This window comes from Cellulomonas dongxiuzhuiae (assembly GCF_018623035.1).
Classification (GTDB): Bacteria; Actinomycetota; Actinomycetes; order Actinomycetales; family Cellulomonadaceae; genus Cellulomonas; species Cellulomonas dongxiuzhuiae.
Genome location: NZ_CP076023.1, coordinates 2628658 through 2646556 on the forward strand (window position 1 = coordinate 2628658; position 17899 = coordinate 2646556).

Sequence of the window (17899 nt, forward strand, 5' to 3'; positions counted from 1 at the left end):
GCCGTGGCGGCGGCGCGTGCTCCCGGAGGCGGCCCGGGCGCGTCGCGCCCCGACCCTCCCCCGCACGCGTGCCGGATCAGACCACGCGCCGCTTCAGCTTGCGACGCTCACGCTCGGACAGCCCGCCCCAGATGCCGAAGCGCTCGTCGTTCTCGAGCGCGTACTCCAGGCACTCGGCCCGCACCTCGCACTGCGTGCAGACCTTCTTGGCCTCGCGCGTCGAGCCGCCCTTCTCGGGGAAGAACGCCTCAGGGTCGGTCTGGGCGCACAGCGCCCGCTCCTGCCACCCCATGGGCCCGTCGTCCTCGGGCGTGCCGAAGATCGACAGCACGTTCGAGACCGGCTGAGCGGGCGCGGGTGCGGCGACGTCGTTGGGGAAGCTCTCGTCGTCGAGCAGGTGCCACATACGTGCCTCCGCGGAAGTCGTGCTCGGTGGTGCCCCTGCTGGCCGGGTGCTGCCAGGTGCGCCGTCGTCCTGCTGATCTCGTCCGGCCCGGTCGGTGCGGCGCGGAGGCCGCGACGGTGGAACACGTCGATGAATCAGTTCCTCCTGGAATTACACGCGTGTCGTTCGCGATCGTCAACCGCAGACGTGCTAGTTGCCCGAGTTGTCCGGGTGAAATCTCGGTGGCGTCGGCGTGGCGTCCGCGCGCGTCTAGCCTTGGGGCCCATGCAGACCCACCGAGCCCTGTCGGGGGCGACCGTCGCGGACCTGATGTCCCTCCTCGAGCGGGACCCGGGGCGTCCTCGCATCACCTGGTACGCGCAGGACGGCGAGCGCGTCGAGCTCTCCGGAGCCGTCCTGGCCAACTGGGTGAGCAAGACGACCAACCTCCTGGTCGAGGAGCTCGACGTGGCGCCCGGCACGCGCGTGCGGCTCGACCTGCCGCCCCACTGGCGCACGCTCGTGTGGGCGCTCGCCGTGTGGCGCTGCGGCGCGTGCGTCGTGCTGGGCGCGCACGAGGCGGCCGACGTCGTCGTCACGGACCGCCCGGCAGAGGTCCGCGGACCCGCCGTCGTCGGTGTCGCGCTCGCACCCCTCGCGCGGGCGTTCGGGGCCGACCTGCCTGCCGACGCGGTCGACGGGACCGCGGTCCTGGCCTACGCGGACACCGTCGGCTGGACGCCGGGCACCGAACGCGACGCCCTCGCGCTGGTCGCCGGCGGGACGCGGCTGTCGCACGGGGACCTCCTCGCACCCGGCGCGACGACGGACGCACCCGGGGACCGGGTGGCGCTCGCAGCCGACGACCGGCTCGCGGTCCTCCTGCAGGCCCTCGCCGCGTGGCGCGCCGACGGGTCGGTCGTCCTCGTCGACGCCCCGACCGCCGCGGAGCTGCGACGCGACCCCGGACGCCGGACGGCCGTCCTCGGGCCCGAACGCGTGACCGTCGACCTGCTCGTCGAGGCCCCGACCGGTTCGACCACCGGGGCCGACCCCGCACCGCGCCGCGACTGACGGCCTCGCCGACGATCCGTCAGCGGACGCCCCCGCGAATGCGGCAGACTACGTCGTCATGCGCGGAATCATTCTGGCCGGCGGCTCGGGAACTCGGCTGCACCCGATCACGCTCGGCGTCAGCAAGCAGCTCGTGCCGGTCTACGACAAGCCGATGATCTACTACCCGCTCTCGACGCTCATCCTCGCGGGCATCCGGGACGTGCTGGTCATCACGACGCCGCACGACGCCGAGCAGTTCCAGCGCCTCCTCGGCGACGGGTCGCAGTTCGGCATCTCGATCTCGTACACGGTCCAGGCGGAGCCCAACGGCCTCGCCCAGGCTTTCGTGCTCGGGGCCGACTTCGTCGGCACCGAGCCCGCCGCACTGGTGCTCGGTGACAACATCTTCTACGGTCCCGGCCTCGGCAGCCGTCTGCAGCGGTTCGAGAAGATCGACGGCGGAGCCGTGTTCGCCTACCGCGTGGCGGACCCCACGTCCTACGGCGTCGTCGAGTTCGACCACGCCGGGCGTGCGCTGTCCCTCGAGGAGAAGCCCGCGCAGCCCAAGAGCAGCTACGCCGTCCCCGGCCTGTACTTCTACGACAACGACGTCGTCGCGATCGCGCGCGACCTGAAGCCGTCGGCACGCGGCGAGTACGAGATCACGGACGTCAACCGGGTGTACCTCGAGCAGGGCCGCCTGCAGGTCGAGGTGCTGCCGCGCGGGACGGCGTGGCTCGACACGGGCACGTTCGACTCGTTGCTCGAGGCGTCCGACTACGTGCGCACCATCGAGCACCGCCAGGGCCTGAAGGTCGGCGCGCCCGAGGAGGTCGCGTGGCGCCGTGGGTTCCTCTCCGACGACGACCTGCGCGAGCGTGCCGACAAGCTCGTGAAGTCCGGCTACGGCGGCTACCTACTCGGGCTGCTGGAGAGCGGGCGCGACTGACCGGTTCGGGTGCGTCGGGCGGCTGCGCGCCCTGACGGCCGGTCAGCCGCGGGGGATCCGCGCCGTGGCGTGCTCGGCGAGCGTGCGCAGCACGGCCCGGTCCCGCGCGGCGGCGGCCCGCGGCAGCAGCGTGAGGGCGTGCGCCCGTGACGTCAGGTGCGCCCGGGCCGCGCGTGCCGCGCGCGGCCAGCCGACCCGATCCATCTGCGCGGCCGCCTGCCGGAAGTACTCACGCTCGCCACGGAAGCGCCGGCCGTCGGCGAGCTGCTCCATGGACGCGCTGGCGTCGTGCCGGCGGTACGCGAAGCACACCTCGGGCTCGATGAGCAGCGAGCCGCCGTCGGCGACGACGTCGATGACCAGCGCCAGGTCCTGGATGATCGGCAGGTCGTCACGGAAGTCGTGCGACTGCAGCGCGTCGCGGCGGAACGCCAGCGACGGCCAGTACATCCAGTTCCCCGTGAGGAGGCTCGCGGCCAGCGTCTCGCCCTGCACGAGGCGGCGGCCGCGGCCGCGCGGCATGATGAGGTGCTGCTTGACGTGGTCCACGAGCGTGCGCGCGGGCCGCCCCGCGCTGTCGACGACGAGCACGCCGGGCTGGATGATCGTCGCCCCGGGCACCTCGCGGTGTGCACGGGACACCACCCGCACGTAGTTCGGGAGCAGCAGGTCGTCGCACCCGAGCACGACGACGCGGTCGTGCTGCGCCAGCTGTGCGCACCGGCGGAAGTTGCCCGTGATGCCGAGGTTGACCTCGTTGCGCACGTACGTGACGCGCGCGTCGTCCAGCGTGCTGAACCACTGCGCGACGGCGGGGTCCGGGTACGCGTCGTCGACGACCGTGAGGACCCAGTCGTCGTCGTCCTGCGCGAGCACGCTGCGGACGGTCTGCTGCAGCATGCCGAGCTCGCCCCAGAACGGCACGAGGACCTCGAGCGGCATGATGACCTTCCGACGGCGGGACGGGTGACTGCGGCGCTCGGCCGTGGCTCAGAGGTAGTAGTGCCGGACCACCACGGCGACCGAGAGCGCGTGCAGCACGGCGACCGCAGCGAGCAGGATGCCCGACGCGACCGGCGCTGTCGACGCACGGCGGCGGAACCGCTCGGCGAGCAGCACGGGAAGCGCCAGGAGGGCTGGCGTGATCAGCAGCACGTAGCGGCCCTGCAGCAGGTCGGTGCGCCCGGACGACGCGAAGAACAGGTACTCGACCACGTACATCCCCAGAACGGCGCCCACGGCGGCGCTCAGGCACAGGAGGATCAGCGCGTCCAGGCGCCGCGCCTCCTCGTCGCGACGGTGACGCTCCCGCACGACGAGCACCGTCCAGGCGACGACCGCGAGCGCCACGACCACGTACGTCCCGAAGACGATGTCGTAGACGACGTTCGGCAGGGGCGTGTTCACCCAGCCGAAGTCTCCCCAGAACTGCCGGATCCACAGTCCGCGCGCCTCGCCCAGCTCCGGGTCGTACTGGGTGGCGAGGTAGGTCACGAGGTCGCGCGCCCCGTCGTCCGGGGACTGCGGGAACCCGAGGCTGGAGTTGAGGCCCAGGAGCCGCGACGCCACCAGCCACACGCCGTAGGTCAGCGCCACGCCCGCCGCCGCGAGCAGGGGCTCGACCACGAGGGTGCGGACGTCACGCACCCGGTACCGGACCTTGCCGAGCAGCCAGCCGACGGCCACGGGGACGACGATGATCGCCGCGAACGGCTTGCCCAGGGCGCCCGCGCCGGCGGCCGCGCCCGCCGCGAGCATGAGCCACGGCGCGCGCGCCGAGCGCACCATCCGGGCCGCGAGCCACAGCGCCGCGAAACCGGCCGTGATCACCCAGGCGTCGTTGTTCACGATCGCGAACTGGTGCGCCACCATGGGCTGGAGCGCGACGGCCCCGGTCAGGAACGCCTGCGGCCAGCGCCGACCGCCGAAGACCTCACCCGCGAACGCCCACGCCAGGACCACCGCCAGCGCACCGAGAGCGACGGACCAGAGCCGGACGGCCTGGACCTGGCTCACGGTGTCGTCGGGTGCGAGCGCGTAGAACGCCGCAGCCGGGCCGTAGTAGGCCGGCGGGTAGGACGCCGCGGCGCCCGTGCCGTCGGACCGCACGCCGGCGTCGGTGTCGGTGTCGCGCAGCTCCTCGACGGCGTCGGGCCCGAAGTCAGGACGGTCGGAGGGGCGGTGCGACGACACGTGCATGCCCTCGGAGGCCACCTCCAGCGAGTCCGAGTACGCGCCGTACCGGTGGTCCTCGGTCGCCCAGTCGGGCAGGCGGCCCTCCTCGGCGATGAACTGCGCGTTCGCGAAGTGAGCGCCCTCGTCCATCCCCTGCAAGGGCGGGACGAGCGTCGCCCACAGGAGCCCGCGGACGACGACGAGGGCGACGACGGCCACGAGGCCCCAGCGTGGGCGCAGGACCAGCAACGCGACGGCACCGGCCGCCGCGAGCACGAGCAGCACCAGCCCCACGGGCGTTCCCCACGGCCCGGCGTAGTCGGCCATCCGGTCGACCACGAGCGCGAGACGCGCCGCGCCCGGCTCCGCCTCGCCGTAGCGCGTGACGATCGCGTCGACGCCGGTCTGCGACTCCCACAGCGACGGCCCAACCACGCTGCCGGGAGCGAGGGACAGGTCCAGCCGGTACGTCCGGCCGTCGCTGTCCGCGAGCGGGTCGAGGACCAGGACGGGCACGGCCTCGTTGTCCGGGATGTCGTCGCACGGCGTCTGCGACGACCCGAGCACGTCGTCGCCGTCGCTCAGGGTGGCCACGAGCGTGCAGTCGATGGAACCCATGTACGTCGCGAGCACCAGGTCGATGCGGCTCAGTCCGTCGTCCTGCGCCGTGACCCGGTAGCTCCGCCCCTCGTCCGGCAGGACCGGCTCCTGCGGACGCGCCAGGTCGAAGTGCTCGGTCACGTCGGCACGCACCGGCTCGGTCGGCATCGCCAGGCCGACGGCTCCCAGGACCACGACGGCGAGCGCCACCAGGGCGGCCGGCCACCGGCGGCGACGACCGCTCGCCGTCTCCCCTGTGCCGTGACCGGTCGTCGTCGCGGCCACGGCCACGTCGTCGGTCGTCGCCGGACCGCCTGCGACCTCGTGCACGCCGTGCTCCCTCCCGCGCGGCCCGGCCGGGCCGACACGGAGCAGGATTCTCCCACAGAGCCGGCGTGCGCTCGGCACGGCGCCGTCCGCGGGTAGACTCCCGACGTGCCCACGCCAGAACGCCTCCTCGTCGTGCTGCCCGCGTGGAACGAAGAGATCACGCTCCCGGCCGTGCTCGCCGAGATCCGCGCCGCGGTCCCGGACGCGGGCGTGCTCGTCGTGTCCGACGGCTCTACCGACCGCACGGCGGTGGTGGCACTGGAGGCTGGTGCGGCCGTCCTCGACCTGCCGATCAACCTCGGTGTGGGCGGAGCGATGCGGGCCGGTTTCAGGTACGCGCTCGCCAACGGCTACCCGCGTGTCGTGCAGGTCGACGCGGACGGCCAGCACGACCCGACGGAGATCGTCCGGCTGCTCGACGTCGCGGCGGCGGAGGGGGCCGACGTGGTCATCGGGGCCCGCTTCGCCGGAGCCGGCGCCTACCAGGCCCGCGGGCCCCGGCGGTGGGCGATGCGCGTGCTGTCGACGACGCTGTCCCGGCTCGTCGGGACCCGGCTCACCGACACCACCTCCGGCTTCAAGCTGTCGGGTCCGCGGGCCGTGCGCCTGTTCGCGCAGGAGTACCCGGCCGAGTACCTGGGCGACACCGTGGAGTCGCTCGTCATCGCGCACCGCGCCGGCCTCGTGGTCCGGCAGGCGCCCGTGGCGATGCGGCCGCGGGCGGGCGGCGCGCCGTCGCACGGCCCGTGGCGTGCCGGGGTCTTCCTCGCCCGTGCCGGTCTGGCACTCGCCGTCGCGCTGTCCCGGCCGGCCCCCCGACCGGTGAGGACGAGCGCATGAGCGGCTACCTGTTCGCGGTGGCGCTCTCGGTCGTCGTGCTCCTCTTCATCGTCCAGCTCCTGCGCCGACGCCGTCTGCGTGAAAAGTACGCCGGGATCTGGCTCGTCGTGTCCCTGGCGATCATCGTGCTGGCACTCTTCCCCGGCCTCGCGGTCGCCCTGGCGCGCGTGGTCGGCGTGGAGACACCCTCGAACCTGCTCTTCGCGACGTCCCTCGGCGTGCTCCTCCTCGTCACGGTCCAGCTCAGCACCGAGGTGTCCGGCCTCGAGGAGGAGACCCGCACGCTCGCTGAGGCGTCCGCGCTGCTCGCCGAGCGGCTGACCCACGTGGAGCGATGGGTCGACGGCGACGCCCATCGGCAGGAGTCGTGGGACGCCGCGGCGCCAGACGCCGGTGCGGAGCACCCCGAGCGGAGCCCAGGGGACTGACCGACCCCGTCGGCACCGGCCCCGCCCTCCGGCACCGTAAGACGACCCTGGTCGTCAGATCGAGCGGCCGGGGAACATCTCGGGCGCCGTCCGTCCACCCAGTCCGTGCACCGCCCCGCGCGCCATGGTCCGCAGGCGCTCGAGCCGGGGCGGCTCCACCAGTGCGACAGTCAGGGCCCAGTACGCCAGGATCGCAACGGCGGTCACGGCCCAGCGCGGGTCGCGACGAGCGTGCTCGCGGAGCATCACCACGGTGTTGCGACCCACCCAGTACAGACGCCACGTCGCGTGGTGGGTCGCACGCAGGGTGAACGGTCCCCACCCGTACCAGCGCGTGTCGCCGAGGCTGTGGTTGATGCGGATGCGCTTGTCCTGCACGACCCGCCACCCGGCAGCACGGACCCGCAGGCAGAGCTCCTGGTCGACGCAGTCGACGAAGAAGTCGTCACGGAACCCGCCGACCTCCTCGACGACGGACCGTCGCGCCAGCATGCCTGACGTGATGATGACCGCCATGTCGGCCACGTCGTCGCGCAGCCGCGTGCGGGGGTCCAGGTACCGGCTCTCCGCGACGGACCAGGGCGCGGGCCCCGCCAGACCGACCCGGTCGTCCTGGTGCATCACGGCGACGAGACCCTGGACCACGCCCGGGTCCAGCAGCGAGTCCTGGTCCATGAAGAGGACGAAGTCGCTGTCGGGCGCGGCGGCGACGCCCAGGTTCAGCGCGGCGGCCAGCCCCAGGTTGCGGCCGTTCGCGATGACGGTGAGCCCGTCGCCGGGGGTGAGGTACGCGTCCGCGCCGACCGCACCGGCGGGCGTGTTGTCCACGACCACGACGGCGTCCACCTGCACGCGCAGGCCGGCCACCACGTCTCGGAGGTGGTCGTCCGGGCAGTACGCCGTCATGACGGCGACGACGCGGTCAGCCACCCAGCACCGCCGCCGACGCCAGCGCCCAGCGCCCCTCCCACTCCCCGATCGGCTCCACACCGGCCGCACGGAGCGCGTCGTGACCGAGCACCGAGTACGCGGGGCGCGGCGCAGGACGGACGAACCCCTCGCTCGTCGTCGGACGGACGATCTCGGGGTCCATGCCGGCGGCAGCGACGACGGAGCGCGCGAAACCGAACCACGACGTGCTCCCCGCGGACGTGCCGTGATAGGTCCCGGCCGGCACCTGCGCCTCGACCAGGCGAAGGACCAGGTCGGCGAGGTCGACCGTCCAGGTGGGCTGCCCGACCTGGTCGTCGACCACGTCGAGACCGCCCCGCTCGGCGGCGACGCGGGCGATCGTCCTCGGGAAGCACGGCCCGTGCTCGCCGTAGAGCCACGCCGTCCGGACCACGAGGTGATCGGGCAGCTCGGCGCGCACGGCCCACTCCCCGGCCGCCTTCGTGCGACCGTAGGCGGACACGGGCCGCATCGGGGCGTCCTCGGCGTACGGCTGCTGCGCGTCGCCGGCCAGGACGTAGTCCGTGGAGACCTGGACCATCCGCGCACCTGCCAGCCGGCACTCGCGCGCCAGCAGTCCCGGGCCCGTCGCGTTCACCGCGAACGCCGAGCCCTCCTGCTCCTCGGCGGCGTCCACGGCGGTCCAGGCCGCGCAGTTGACGACGATGTCAACACCTTCGAACAGCGGCCGCGCTTGCTCCGGCGCCGTGATGTCGAGCCGGTCCCGATCCACACCGAGGACGTCGTGCCCCGCCGCCGACACCACGCCCACGAGGTCCGTGCCCAGCATCCCGTTCGCTCCGACGACCAGCCACCTCACGACGCGCAACCCCTTCCACCACCGGCTCGGACACGTCAGCCTAGCCGCCCGGGCCTGCGGACAGGGCGTCCGGCGGGGTGCATAGAGGACGTACCGGGCGATCGCGTGCGACACGCGCGACGACGCCGTCGGCGTCGACGACCCGGCGGTTAGCGTGAGGTGCACCCGTGCCTGATCGGAGACCCGCCGCATGCCCCCCACGCCCCCGTCGCCCCGCCCGCCGCGCGCGCTGATCGTCGGCGCCGTGCTCGCGGCGACGGCCGCCTGCACCACGGGGACGCCCGGAGACGACACCGGCACCCGCACCCCCACGTCGACGGTACAGGCGACCACCGGGCCGACGGCAGCGGACCCGGGGACGACCGGTGACGACGTCACCGACGGCGCGTCGCCCCCGGCCACGGACGGGACGACGGGCGGCGACGGGGCGGACGCCGACGCAGGCGGTGGGCACGGCGGTACCGCCGCCACGGGGGTTGCGACGGCCACGTCGCCTGTCGCGGTCACGCTGACCATCTCGGGTTGGGCCGGCGACCGCGCCGTCGTGTCCGGCTACGCCGAGGTGGTCGAGCGCGGCGGCACGTGCCGCGCCACGCTGACCCGGCCCGGTGCTGCCGACATCGTCGTCGAGTCCCCCGCCGTGACGGACGTCGCCACGACGTCGTGCAGCGTCGAGGTGCCGGGCAGCCGGCTGGCGGCGGGCGCCTGGTCCGTCACGCTGCAGTACGGGTCCGCAGCCCACGAGGGCATCTCCACGGCCGCGACCCTCGAGGTGCCGGCATGACGCGGCACGGCCTGCGGGCCTTCCTGACGATCGGGCTCGCGTTCGTGGCGACCGTCGTGGGCGTCATGACGACCGGCGCCCCGCCGGCCGCAGCCGCCGACCTCACGCGGTTCGACCCCGGGTACATCATCAGCGACCAGGCGTTCTGGGCGAGCGGCACCATGTCGCGGTCGGACGTGCAGCACTTCCTCGACCAGAAGGGTGCCGATTGCGTGCCCGCGACAGGGAGCACGTGCCTGCGCGGCTACACCGAGACGACGACGTCCCGCGCCACGACCGAGCGCTGCGCCGCCTACGCGGGCGCCGCTGGCGAGAGCGCAGCCGCGATCATCGTCAAGGTCGCGAGCGCGTGCGGCATCAACCCGCAGGTGCTGCTCGTGACCCTCCAGAAGGAGCAGGGCCTCGTCACCGCGCGCACCGGCAAGCCCGCCGCGACGTACCAGAAGGCGATGGGCTTCGGCTGCCCGGACACCGCCGCCTGCGACGCGAAGTACTACGGCTTCTTCAACCAGGTCTACTCCGCGGCGTCGCAGTTCAGGAACTACGCCGCGAACCCCACCCGCTACGCGCACCAGGCCGGCCTGGTGAACAACGTGCGCTTCCACCCGGACGCCGGGTGCGGCACCTCACCCGTGCACATCCGCAACCAGGCAACGGCGGGACTGTACAACTACACGCCGTACCAGCCGAACGCGGCGTCGCTGGCAGCCGGCTACGGCACCGGCAACGCCTGCTCGTCGTACGGCAACCGCAACTTCTACGCCTACTTCACCGACTGGTTCGGCTCGCCGGTGGGCAGCCCACCCTTCGGCTTCCTCGACTCCGTCACCGTGTCCGGCCAGACGGTCACCGCGACCGGCTGGGCCATCGACCCCGACACGGACGACCCGATAACCGTGCACCTCTATGTCGGCGCCGACGCCCGTTCCTTCCGGGCCGACGTCTCGCGCCCCGACGTCGACGCGGTCTACCGCCGCGGTGACCGGCACGGGTACGTCGCGGCGATGGACGCGCCCCCGGGACGCCACGAGGCGTGCGCGTGGGCCCTCAACACGGACGCGACGTCGGGCAACACACTCCTCGGGTGCCGGTCCGTCGACGTGCCGAACCCCATGCGCGGCGTCGTCGACACCGTCGCGCCGGAGGCCAGCGGCGTCACCGTGACCGGCTGGGCGTACGACCCCGACTCCCCCGCCATCTCCTCGACGGTCCGGGTGACGGTCGACGGGGTGCCGACGGCCGTGGTGGCCGACGTGCCCCGCGTCGACGTCGACGCGGCGTACGGTGTCGGCGCGTTCCACGGCTTCCATGTGCGCGTGCCTGCCGCGCCGGGCCCGCGCACGGTCTGCGTCGTCGCGCTGAAGGCGGCACCCGGGGTGGACCTCACGCTTGGCTGCCGTCAGGTGACGGTGGTCAACAAGGACCCGCACGGCTGGATCGACTCGGTCACGACGACTGCCACCGGCATCACCGTGACGGGCTGGGCGCTCGACCCCGACACGGACGACCCGATCGCGGTGCACGTCTACGTCGACTCCGCGAGCAGCGCACACCTCGCGAACGGTCACCGTCCCGACCTCAGCGCACGGTTCGGCCGGGGCCCCGCGCACGGCTTCTCGGTCACCGTGCCGGCCACGCCGGGCACCCACCGGCTGTGCGTCTACGCCATCAACGCGACGCCCGGGCACAACCCTCAGCTCGAGTGCCGCACGGTCGAGGTGCGCGACAGCGCGCCGTTCGGCTGGATCGACTCGGTCGAGGTGACTTCAACCGGCGTCACCGTGACGGGCTGGGCGATGGACCCGGACACCGCGGGACCGATCGACGTGCACGTCTACGTCGACTCGGCGGCCCGCGCCGTCCGGGCCGACCGCCCGCGCCCGGACCTCGTCCCGGTCCACGCGAACGGCGCCGACCACGGCTACACGGCCACCGTGCCCACGACACCGGGACAGCGCCGTGTGTGTGTGTACGCCATCAACGCGAACGCGGGCCCCAACACGACCGTCGCGTGCTTCACGGTGACCGTGCCCGACGGCACGCCGTTCGGCTTCATCGACTCGGTCGTTCCCGGCTCGCGCTCGGTGACGGTGACGGGCTGGGCGATCGACCCCGACACCACGGGGCCCATCGCCGTGCACGTCTACGTGGGCGCCGCCGGCACGGCGGTCGTCGCAGGGGGTGACCGGCCCGACCTCGTGCCCGTGTTCGGCCGCGGTCCCGCGCACGGCTTCTCGGCGACCGTCCCGGCCGCGCCCGGGCCGCAGGAGGTGTGCGTGTACGCGATCAACACACCCTCCGAACCGAACCCGCGGCTGTCCTGCCGTACCGTCACCGTGAGCGGCTGAACGACCGAAGGCCGGCGGCCGCGGACCGTCGCGATACCCTGGCGCGGCCGACCCCCAGGAGGAAACTGATGCAGGTGCGTGAGCTCGCCGTCCCCGGTGCGCTGGAACTGACCCCCCGACTGTTCGGTGACGACCGGGGCGTGTTCCTCGAGTGGTTCCGCGGTGCGGACCTCGCCGAGGCGCTCGGCCACCGGTTCGAGCTGGCGCAGGCAAACCTCTCCGTGTCGTCCGCCGGCGTGCTGCGCGGCATCCACTTCGCCGACGTGCCCCCGGGCCAGGCCAAGTACGTGACGTGCCCGAAGGGCGCCGTCCTCGACGTGGTCGTCGACATCCGCGTCGGGTCGCCGACGTTCGGGCAGTGGGACTCGGTCCTCCTCGACGACGTCGACCGCCGCGCGATCTACCTGCCCGAGGGCATGGGTCACGCGTTCCTCTCCCTCGAGGACGGCTCGACCGTCGCCTACCTGTGTTCCGCGCCCTACGCGCCGGGCCGCGAGCACGGCATCCACCCCCTCGACGCCGAGATCGGGATCGCCTGGCCGACCGAGGGCCGCGACGGGCGCCCCCTGACGCACCTGCTGTCCCTCAAGGACGCCGAGGCCCCGACGCTGACCGAGGCGCAGGCCCAGGGCCTGCTCCCCGAGGCGCAGGACGTCGCCGCATTCCTCGCCTCGCTCGATGGCTGACGGCGGCGTCCGCGTCGCCGCGGTCGTCGTCACCTACCAGCCCCGCCAGGACGCCCTCACGGCTCTCCTGACCGCCGTCGCGCCGCAGGTGGCTGCCGTCGTCGTGGTCGACAACGGCAGCTCGGCCCCGTGGCTAGAGGAACGGGTGACGACGCACGGTGGCGCGCTCCTGCGGCTGGGGGCCAACCTCGGCATCGCGGCGGCGCAGAACCGCGGGTGCGACGCGGTGCGCGCCGTGGGTGCCACGCACGTGCTGCTGCTCGACCAGGACTCGGTCCCGGCTCCGGACATGGTGCAGGTGCTCGTGGCGGCCACCGCGGCGGCGCACGCGCGCGGCGACGGCCGCGTGGCGGCCGTCGGGGCCACCGGCCGCGACGACCGGGACGGTGAGCCGCCCTTCGTCTACGCCGCTCGCCGCTGGGGTCCGCGGCGCATCGACCTGCCGGACGTCCCGGGCACGTTGGTCGAGGTCGGCTTCCTCATCGCGTCGGGCACGCTGGTCGATGTGGCGGCGCTCGACGCCGTCGGGCCGATGGACGAGGGCATGTTCATCGACCACGTCGACCTCGAATGGGGCGTGCGCGCGCGCCGCGCCGGCTGGCACCTGTACGCCGTCGTGGGCGCCGAGCTGCGGCACGAGCTCGGGGAGACGCCGCGCGCCGTGCCCGGCCGCAGCCGCACCGTGCACGTGCAGTCGGTGGTGCGCAACTACTACATGACGCGCAACACGATCCGCCTGGTGCGCACGCGGAACCTGATGCCCGCCGCGTGGCGATGGGGCTACCTCTGGTGGATCACGAAGTACGTCGTGTACTACACGCTCGCGGTCGCCCCGCGGCGCGTGCGGGTGCCGCTGATGCTGCGCGGTCTGCGCGACGGTGTGCTCGGGCGCTCAGGTCCGCTGCCGGGGCGCTGAGCGGCGTCGGCTGCGGCGGAGCGCCGCCCGACTCAGTGCGGCGCACGCACCCGCGCGGCGACCTTCGACGCCACGGCCCGCGCCCCTCCCGCCCGGTAGACGCGTCCCGCGGCCGCGAGCCGCAGGCGCCAGGCCGGCAGGTGCACGACGGCGCCCTCGTCCGGCGGGTACTGCTCGATCCACCCGCCGACAGGGCTGGCCGGCTCGTCGTCCGCGACCGGCTCCCAGGTGCTGGTGCGGCGCTCGTGCGTCACGACGTGCAGAGCGGCGTCCTCGAGGAGCTCCCGGTAGCGGTGCCCCTGCCGCTCCGGTGACCAGCGCAGCAGCGCGGACCGACGCGCGCGGCTACCGACCAGCGTGCGGTGGTGCTCGTCGCAGAGCAAGCGCTCGAGCGCTGCGATCCACGCGTCGTGATCAGCCGCGAGGTGCCCCGTCACGCCGTCCTGGATGCTCTCCCGGAAGGGCTCGGTGGGCGAGGCGACGGTCGGCGTCCCGACGAGCGCCGCCTCGAGCCACTTGATGGCGGACTTGGCCTCGTTGAACCGGCTGTCGAGCACCAACGGCGCGAGGTTGACGTCCACGTCGCGCAGCCGCCCGGGCAGCTCGGTCCACGGCAGCATCGGGAGGCGGTGCACCCGCCGCGCGACCGGCTCGAGCGCCGCCCCGGTGCGCAGGTGCCCGCCGAGCCACAGCTCCACGTCGGGGTGCCGACGCAGCACCTCGACGACCGCCCGCTCCACCAGTGCCCAGTCGGCGTCGTGCGTCGTGGTGCCGGAGAAGTAGCCGATGCGCAGCGGGCCCGGGGTGCGCGGCCGGGTCGTCGCGCGCTCGCTGAGGCGGCCGAGCGCCGCGCCGACGCCGTTGGCGAACCGGTGCACGGGCATGCCGGTCAACGCGTGCACGTCAGCACACAGCGCCGCGGTGCTGCCGACGTAGGCGTCCGCGGCCTCGAGCGTCGTGCGGTACCGCGCGACGCCCCGCCACCAGAGGTCGAGGTCGGCCTGCCCCATGCCCTCGAGCCCGTGCACCGAGCCTCGCAGTCCGGGGTCGACGATGAGGTCGTCCACGTCGAACAGGACGGGGACCGCGCGCGGGCGCGCCCGCACCTGCGCCACGAGGTCGAGCACCTGACGTGTGGCCGGCACACGGTAGAGCACGACCGCGTCGGCCCGGTCGGCCAGGGCGGGTACCTCGGGGTCGCGGTAGTGCCGCACGTCGGTGTGCACGCCGAGCGTGCGCAGCCCTTCCGCCGGCAGATGGGCACGGTACCGCAGCGGTGCCCCCTGGATGCCTGCGACGAACAGCACCCGGTTGACCGTGGGCACCGCCCGGAGCGGCCCGGCCGGCAGCGGCGCGAGCATCTCGTCGTACACCCGCTCGAGGCCGGTCACCTGGTCCTCGAGCGTGCGCACGCTCACCTGCGGCGCGACCTCCTGCATGCGCCGCACCGCGGCGGGGTCGTCGACGAGCGCGCGCAGCGCACCGGCCAGCGCCGCGGGGTCCGCCGCCGGGACGACCACGCCGTTGACGCCGTCGACGACCACCTCCTCGGGGCCGAGGGTGTCCGTGCACAGCACCGCCAGACCGGCGCCGAGCGCTTCACGCGTGAGGATCGAGTGGGACTCGCGCATGATCGACGGCAGCACGAGGACGTCGTGCGCGGACAGCACCTCCGCGAGCTCGCCCGGCGCGTACGACGGCCGCGCCTGGACGTGCTCTCCCAGCCCTGCGACGGCGCCCGCGTCGACGCCATGCAGGTCGATGCTCCAGCCACCGGCCGGCACCTGGGCCAGCGCGTCGAGGAGCACCGGCAGCCCCTTCATCGGGTCCGACCCGCCGGCGAACAGGAAGCGCACGCGGTCCGCCGGCGTGCGCACGACCTCGCGCGGGACCGAGTCCGGCGGCAGTCCGTTCTCGTCGACCCGCACCCGGCGCTCGTCGACCCCGTTGGCGATCATGACCGCGGCCGCGGTCCTCGACGGCACGAGCACCAGGTCGGCGCGCGCGAGGTGCCTCCCGAGCTCCGCGTTGCGGCGCTCGAGCCAGGCGTGGTCGACCGCGCACGGGCACGCGCCGCACGAGACGGCGAGCGAGCACGGCGTGAGGTCCGGCGCGACGAGGAACTGGCGTGCGCACGTCCACCAGAAGTCGTGCATCGTCACCACGACCCGCGCACCCGTCGCGGCCGCGACCGTGACGAGCCCGGCGCCCAGCGTCTGCAGCGCGTGCAGGTGGACGACGTCGGCGGGGTGCTCCTTGAGCCAGCGCGCGAAGTCGCCCTCGGCGCCGGGGTTCACGCTGTTGAGCGGGTCGGACCAGGACGTGAAGGGCGTGATGCGGATCCAACGCACCGGCACGCCGGCCCCGTCGACCTCGTTCCACGACTCCAGGGCCTCGCCCTCGGACAGGTGGCCGCCGTAGAGCCGTACGTCGTGCCCCCGCCCGGCGAGCCCGTGGGCGAGGCGCTGCGGCACGAGGGTGCCGCCGCTCGTGAGGTTCGGTGGGAGATGAGCCGACACGACAGCGATGCGCACGCGGCCATTCTACGGCGCCCCATTGACCCCTCAGACGGGCGATCGGAGGAGTCGGACCGATGCCCTAGTGTTTGCTTCATGCCGATCAAGGACGACGCGGCCACGTGGCTGGACACCCTGCGCACGGTCGACCGCGAGGTGCATGCCGCCGTCGCCGCCGACGTCGAGGAACGTGAGATCGGGGCCCTCCTGGCCCGTGTCGCCGACCTCCGCTCGCAGACGGTGGCGCTGCGCGGCGCCATCCGCGTCCGCGACCGTCTCCTGGAGGACCAGCGCATCGCCGTGCTCGAACGTGACCGGCGCGTGGCCGACCTGGAACGCCAGGTTGACGAGCTCGCCGCGCACCCGCTGCGCAGGGTGGCGCGGCAGCTCACCGACCGGGCGCTGGTCCTGCCGCGCCGTGCCGTGGCACTCCCCCGGCGGCTCGGCCGCGCCGCGGTGCGAGCGACCCGCCGATGACACCACACCTGTCGCTCCTGCTCGACGTCGGCGACGACCTCAACGCCGCCCTGGCCGGGATCGAGTCGACCGAGCTCGTGCGGGACGCGCGCGACGGCTCGGAGCTCCTCGTCGCCACGCGTCATCCCACCGGCCGACTCCTGCCGTGGCTGCGCGAGCTGGTGCTCGACGAGGCGGACGCGGCACGCCGCCTCGAGGCGCTTCTCGCGGCCGCGACGGGGACCTGGATCGCCGTCCTGGGCCCGGGCGACCGGCTCGAGCCTGGTGGGCTGGAGGCCGTCGGCGAGCGCCTGCGCGCCACGCCCGACGTCGACGTCCTCTACACCGATGAGCAGTGGCCCGCGCCGGGCGCGGAAGGCATCTTCACCAAGCCACGGTGGTCGCTCGAGTACGAGCGCGGCATCGACTACCTCGGGCGGCTGTGCGCCGTCCGGCGCGACCTGGCCGTCGCAGCTGGCGGGTTCACCGGTGGCACGGACGGGCCGGCCCCCGCGGGGGCGCTGGAGTGGGATCTGCACCTGCGATGCGTCGAGCGGACCGACAGCGTCGCGCACCTGCCCGTCGTCGCGGTGACGCGACCGGCGGCGCCACCGGTCGACGACGCCACCTGGGACGCCGGTCTCGCGGTCGTCGCGCGGCACCTGGCCCGGACGGGCCAGGACGCGACGACGGCGCGTGCCGCGTATCCGGGCGGCGTGGTCGTCGAACGCCTTCTGCCACGACCGCCGCTCGTGTCCGTCGTCGTCCCGACCGGCGGTGGCCGGAGGGTGGTCGGCGGCACGGAGCACCTGCTCGTCGAGCGGTGCGTGCGCGGGCTGGTCGAGCGGACGGATTACCCGGCGTGGGAGCTCGTCCTCGTGACGTCGCACGGCACCGACCCGTCCGTCGCCGCTACCGTGCGCGCCGTCGTGGGCGAGGACCGCCTGGTGGTGGTAGAGGTCCCCGGTCCGTTCAACTTCTCGCGCTCCGTCAACCACGGCGTCGCGGGCGCCCGGGGCGAGCTGGTCCTCCTCCTCAACGACGACGTGGAACCGATCGAGCCGGGCTGGCTGACCCGCATGGTCTCCGTCGCGTCGGACCCGACCATCGGGGCTGTGGGTGCCCGCCTGGTCCTCGAGGACGGCCGCCTGCAGCACGTCGGCATCGTGGCGAACGACGACTGGGTGGCCTCGCACGTCCTGATGTTCGAGCCCGACGGGCGCTCGCACTTCGGCCTGGGCACGCTCGACACCGACTTCGACGCCGCGACCGGTGCTTGCCTGCTGCTGCGCCGCGACCTGTACGCGCAGGTCGGGGGCCTCGACGAGGACCTGCCGCTCAATTTCAACGACGTCGAGCTCTGCTTCAAGGTGCGGCGTACGGGCCTGCGGGTGGTGGTCACGCCGCTGGCGCACCTGCACCACTACGAGTCGTCGACGCGGGAGGCTGCAGTGCGCGACGAGGAGCTGGCGCACATGGAACGGTTCTGGCGCTGGCTCACGTGGTCCGACCCCTGGGTCAACACCCGCTCGACGGCGTAGGCGCGCCCGACCACGGGGGTCGGTGACGCCGATCGGGGCGCGGGGGCCGCGCGGCATGACGGTACGCTGACCGGTCGGCGCACGGCGCCGTGGGACGCACACACGCGCGGGAGGCAGG

16 protein-coding genes are annotated in these 17899 nt (G+C 73.8%); 10 read left to right on the forward strand and 6 right to left on the reverse strand.

The window, feature by feature from the left end; genetic code table 11:
• Nucleotides 1-76 precede the first annotated feature (76 nt).
• Nucleotides 77-406, reverse strand: coding sequence for a WhiB family transcriptional regulator (locus KKR89_RS11780; RefSeq protein WP_307802207.1), 330 nt, complete (start codon nucleotides 404-406; stop codon nucleotides 77-79).
• Nucleotides 407-670: 264 nt separating this feature from the next.
• Between KKR89_RS11780 and KKR89_RS11785 the strand changes: the two genes are divergently transcribed.
• Nucleotides 671-1459, forward strand: a complete 789-nt coding sequence (locus KKR89_RS11785) for a TIGR03089 family protein (protein WP_243882237.1) — start codon at nucleotides 671-673, stop codon at nucleotides 1457-1459.
• Between the two features lie 58 nt (nucleotides 1460-1517).
• The gene (gene rfbA / locus KKR89_RS11790) at nucleotides 1518-2390 is read left to right on the forward strand and encodes a glucose-1-phosphate thymidylyltransferase RfbA (RefSeq protein ID WP_208195505.1); all 873 of its coding nucleotides are present in this window, start codon (nucleotides 1518-1520) and stop codon (nucleotides 2388-2390) included.
• 42 nt (nucleotides 2391-2432) lie between these two features.
• On the opposite strand, the gene KKR89_RS11795 is transcribed toward rfbA, so the two are convergent.
• Entirely contained in the window at nucleotides 2433-3332 is a 900-nt protein-coding gene (locus KKR89_RS11795; protein ID WP_208195506.1) for a glycosyltransferase, read from the reverse strand.
• A gap of 48 nt (nucleotides 3333-3380) precedes the next feature.
• Nucleotides 3381-5495, reverse strand: a complete 2115-nt coding sequence (locus KKR89_RS11800) for a DUF2142 domain-containing protein (RefSeq protein ID WP_208195507.1) — start codon at nucleotides 5493-5495, stop codon at nucleotides 3381-3383.
• A gap of 105 nt (nucleotides 5496-5600) precedes the next feature.
• Between KKR89_RS11800 and KKR89_RS11805 the strand changes: the two genes are divergently transcribed.
• Both KKR89_RS11805 and KKR89_RS11810 read left to right on the forward strand, forming a co-directional pair.
• Nucleotides 5601-6335, forward strand: a complete 735-nt coding sequence (locus KKR89_RS11805; protein WP_208195508.1) for a glycosyltransferase family 2 protein — start codon at nucleotides 5601-5603, stop codon at nucleotides 6333-6335.
• Nucleotides 6332-6763, forward strand: coding sequence for a DUF2304 domain-containing protein (locus KKR89_RS11810; protein ID WP_208195509.1), 432 nt, complete (start codon nucleotides 6332-6334; stop codon nucleotides 6761-6763). The genes KKR89_RS11805 and KKR89_RS11810 overlap by 4 nt, the downstream gene beginning before the upstream one ends.
• Nucleotides 6764-6817: 54 nt before the next feature.
• On the opposite strand, the gene KKR89_RS11815 is transcribed toward KKR89_RS11810, so the two are convergent.
• Complete coding sequence (locus KKR89_RS11815) at nucleotides 6818-7693, reverse strand: glycosyltransferase (protein WP_208195510.1); 876 nt, start codon at nucleotides 7691-7693, stop codon at nucleotides 6818-6820.
• Nucleotides 7686-8534 carry a dTDP-4-dehydrorhamnose reductase gene (gene rfbD / locus KKR89_RS11820; RefSeq protein WP_208195511.1) on the reverse strand — a complete coding sequence of 283 codons (849 nt, stop codon included), beginning with the start codon at nucleotides 8532-8534 and terminating at the stop codon, nucleotides 7686-7688. Before rfbD ends, KKR89_RS11815 begins: the two co-directional genes overlap by 8 nt.
• A 190-nt stretch (nucleotides 8535-8724) precedes the next feature.
• On the opposite strand from rfbD, the gene KKR89_RS11825 reads away from it, so the two are divergent.
• The 4 genes from KKR89_RS11825 (at nucleotide 8725) to KKR89_RS11840 (ending at nucleotide 13268) form a co-directional block, all read left to right on the forward strand.
• Entirely contained in the window at nucleotides 8725-9318 is a 594-nt protein-coding gene (locus KKR89_RS11825; RefSeq protein ID WP_208195512.1) for a hypothetical protein, read from the forward strand.
• On the forward strand, nucleotides 9315-11666 hold the full coding sequence (locus KKR89_RS11830; RefSeq protein ID WP_208195513.1) for a hypothetical protein: 2352 nt from the start codon (nucleotides 9315-9317) through the stop codon (nucleotides 11664-11666). Before KKR89_RS11825 ends, KKR89_RS11830 begins: the two co-directional genes overlap by 4 nt.
• A 68-nt stretch (nucleotides 11667-11734) precedes the next feature.
• Nucleotides 11735-12352: a dTDP-4-dehydrorhamnose 3,5-epimerase family protein gene (locus KKR89_RS11835; protein WP_208195514.1), complete on the forward strand. Its 618-nt coding sequence runs from the start codon at nucleotides 11735-11737 to the stop codon at nucleotides 12350-12352.
• Entirely contained in the window at nucleotides 12345-13268 is a 924-nt protein-coding gene (locus KKR89_RS11840) for a glycosyltransferase family 2 protein (RefSeq protein ID WP_208195515.1), read from the forward strand. Before KKR89_RS11835 ends, KKR89_RS11840 begins: the two co-directional genes overlap by 8 nt.
• Before the next feature lie 32 nt (nucleotides 13269-13300).
• Here the strand turns inward: KKR89_RS11840 and KKR89_RS11845 are convergent, their stop codons facing one another.
• On the reverse strand, nucleotides 13301-15802 hold the full coding sequence (locus KKR89_RS11845; protein WP_251140871.1) for a glycosyltransferase: 2502 nt from the start codon (nucleotides 15800-15802) through the stop codon (nucleotides 13301-13303).
• Nucleotides 15803-15880: 78 nt separating this feature from the next.
• Here KKR89_RS11845 and KKR89_RS11850 point away from each other — a divergent pair, with 78 nt between their 5' ends.
• The gene (locus KKR89_RS11850) at nucleotides 15881-16261 is read left to right on the forward strand and encodes a hypothetical protein (RefSeq protein WP_208195516.1); all 381 of its coding nucleotides are present in this window, start codon (nucleotides 15881-15883) and stop codon (nucleotides 16259-16261) included.
• Nucleotides 16258-17781: a glycosyltransferase gene (locus tag KKR89_RS11855; RefSeq protein ID WP_208195517.1), complete on the forward strand. Its 1524-nt coding sequence runs from the start codon at nucleotides 16258-16260 to the stop codon at nucleotides 17779-17781. The genes KKR89_RS11850 and KKR89_RS11855 overlap by 4 nt, the downstream gene beginning before the upstream one ends.
• The last annotated feature ends 118 nt before the right edge of the window (nucleotides 17782-17899 follow it).

Bases quoted from the DNA above. Each gene is read 5' to 3' on its own strand.
- KKR89_RS11785 (WP_243882237.1), top strand. From the start codon at position 671: ATGCAGACCCACCGAGCCCTGTCGGGGGCGACCGTCGCGGACCTGATG.
- KKR89_RS11855 (WP_208195517.1), top strand. From the start codon at position 16,258: ATGACACCACACCTGTCGCTCCTGCTCGACGTCGGCGACGACCTCAAC.
- KKR89_RS11795 (WP_208195506.1), bottom strand. From the start codon at position 3,332: ATGCCGCTCGAGGTCCTCGTGCCGTTCTGGGGCGAGCTCGGCATGCTG.
- KKR89_RS11810 (WP_208195509.1), top strand. From the start codon at position 6,332: ATGAGCGGCTACCTGTTCGCGGTGGCGCTCTCGGTCGTCGTGCTCCTC.
- KKR89_RS11850 (WP_208195516.1), top strand. From the start codon at position 15,881: ATGCCGATCAAGGACGACGCGGCCACGTGGCTGGACACCCTGCGCACG.
- KKR89_RS11830 (WP_208195513.1), top strand. From the start codon at position 9,315: ATGACGCGGCACGGCCTGCGGGCCTTCCTGACGATCGGGCTCGCGTTC.
- KKR89_RS11825 (WP_208195512.1), top strand. From the start codon at position 8,725: ATGCCCCCCACGCCCCCGTCGCCCCGCCCGCCGCGCGCGCTGATCGTC.
- rfbA (WP_208195505.1), top strand. From the start codon at position 1,518: ATGCGCGGAATCATTCTGGCCGGCGGCTCGGGAACTCGGCTGCACCCG.
- KKR89_RS11835 (WP_208195514.1), top strand. From the start codon at position 11,735: ATGCAGGTGCGTGAGCTCGCCGTCCCCGGTGCGCTGGAACTGACCCCC.
- KKR89_RS11840 (WP_208195515.1), top strand. From the start codon at position 12,345: ATGGCTGACGGCGGCGTCCGCGTCGCCGCGGTCGTCGTCACCTACCAG.
- KKR89_RS11780 (WP_307802207.1), bottom strand. From the start codon at position 406: ATGTGGCACCTGCTCGACGACGAGAGCTTCCCCAACGACGTCGCCGCA.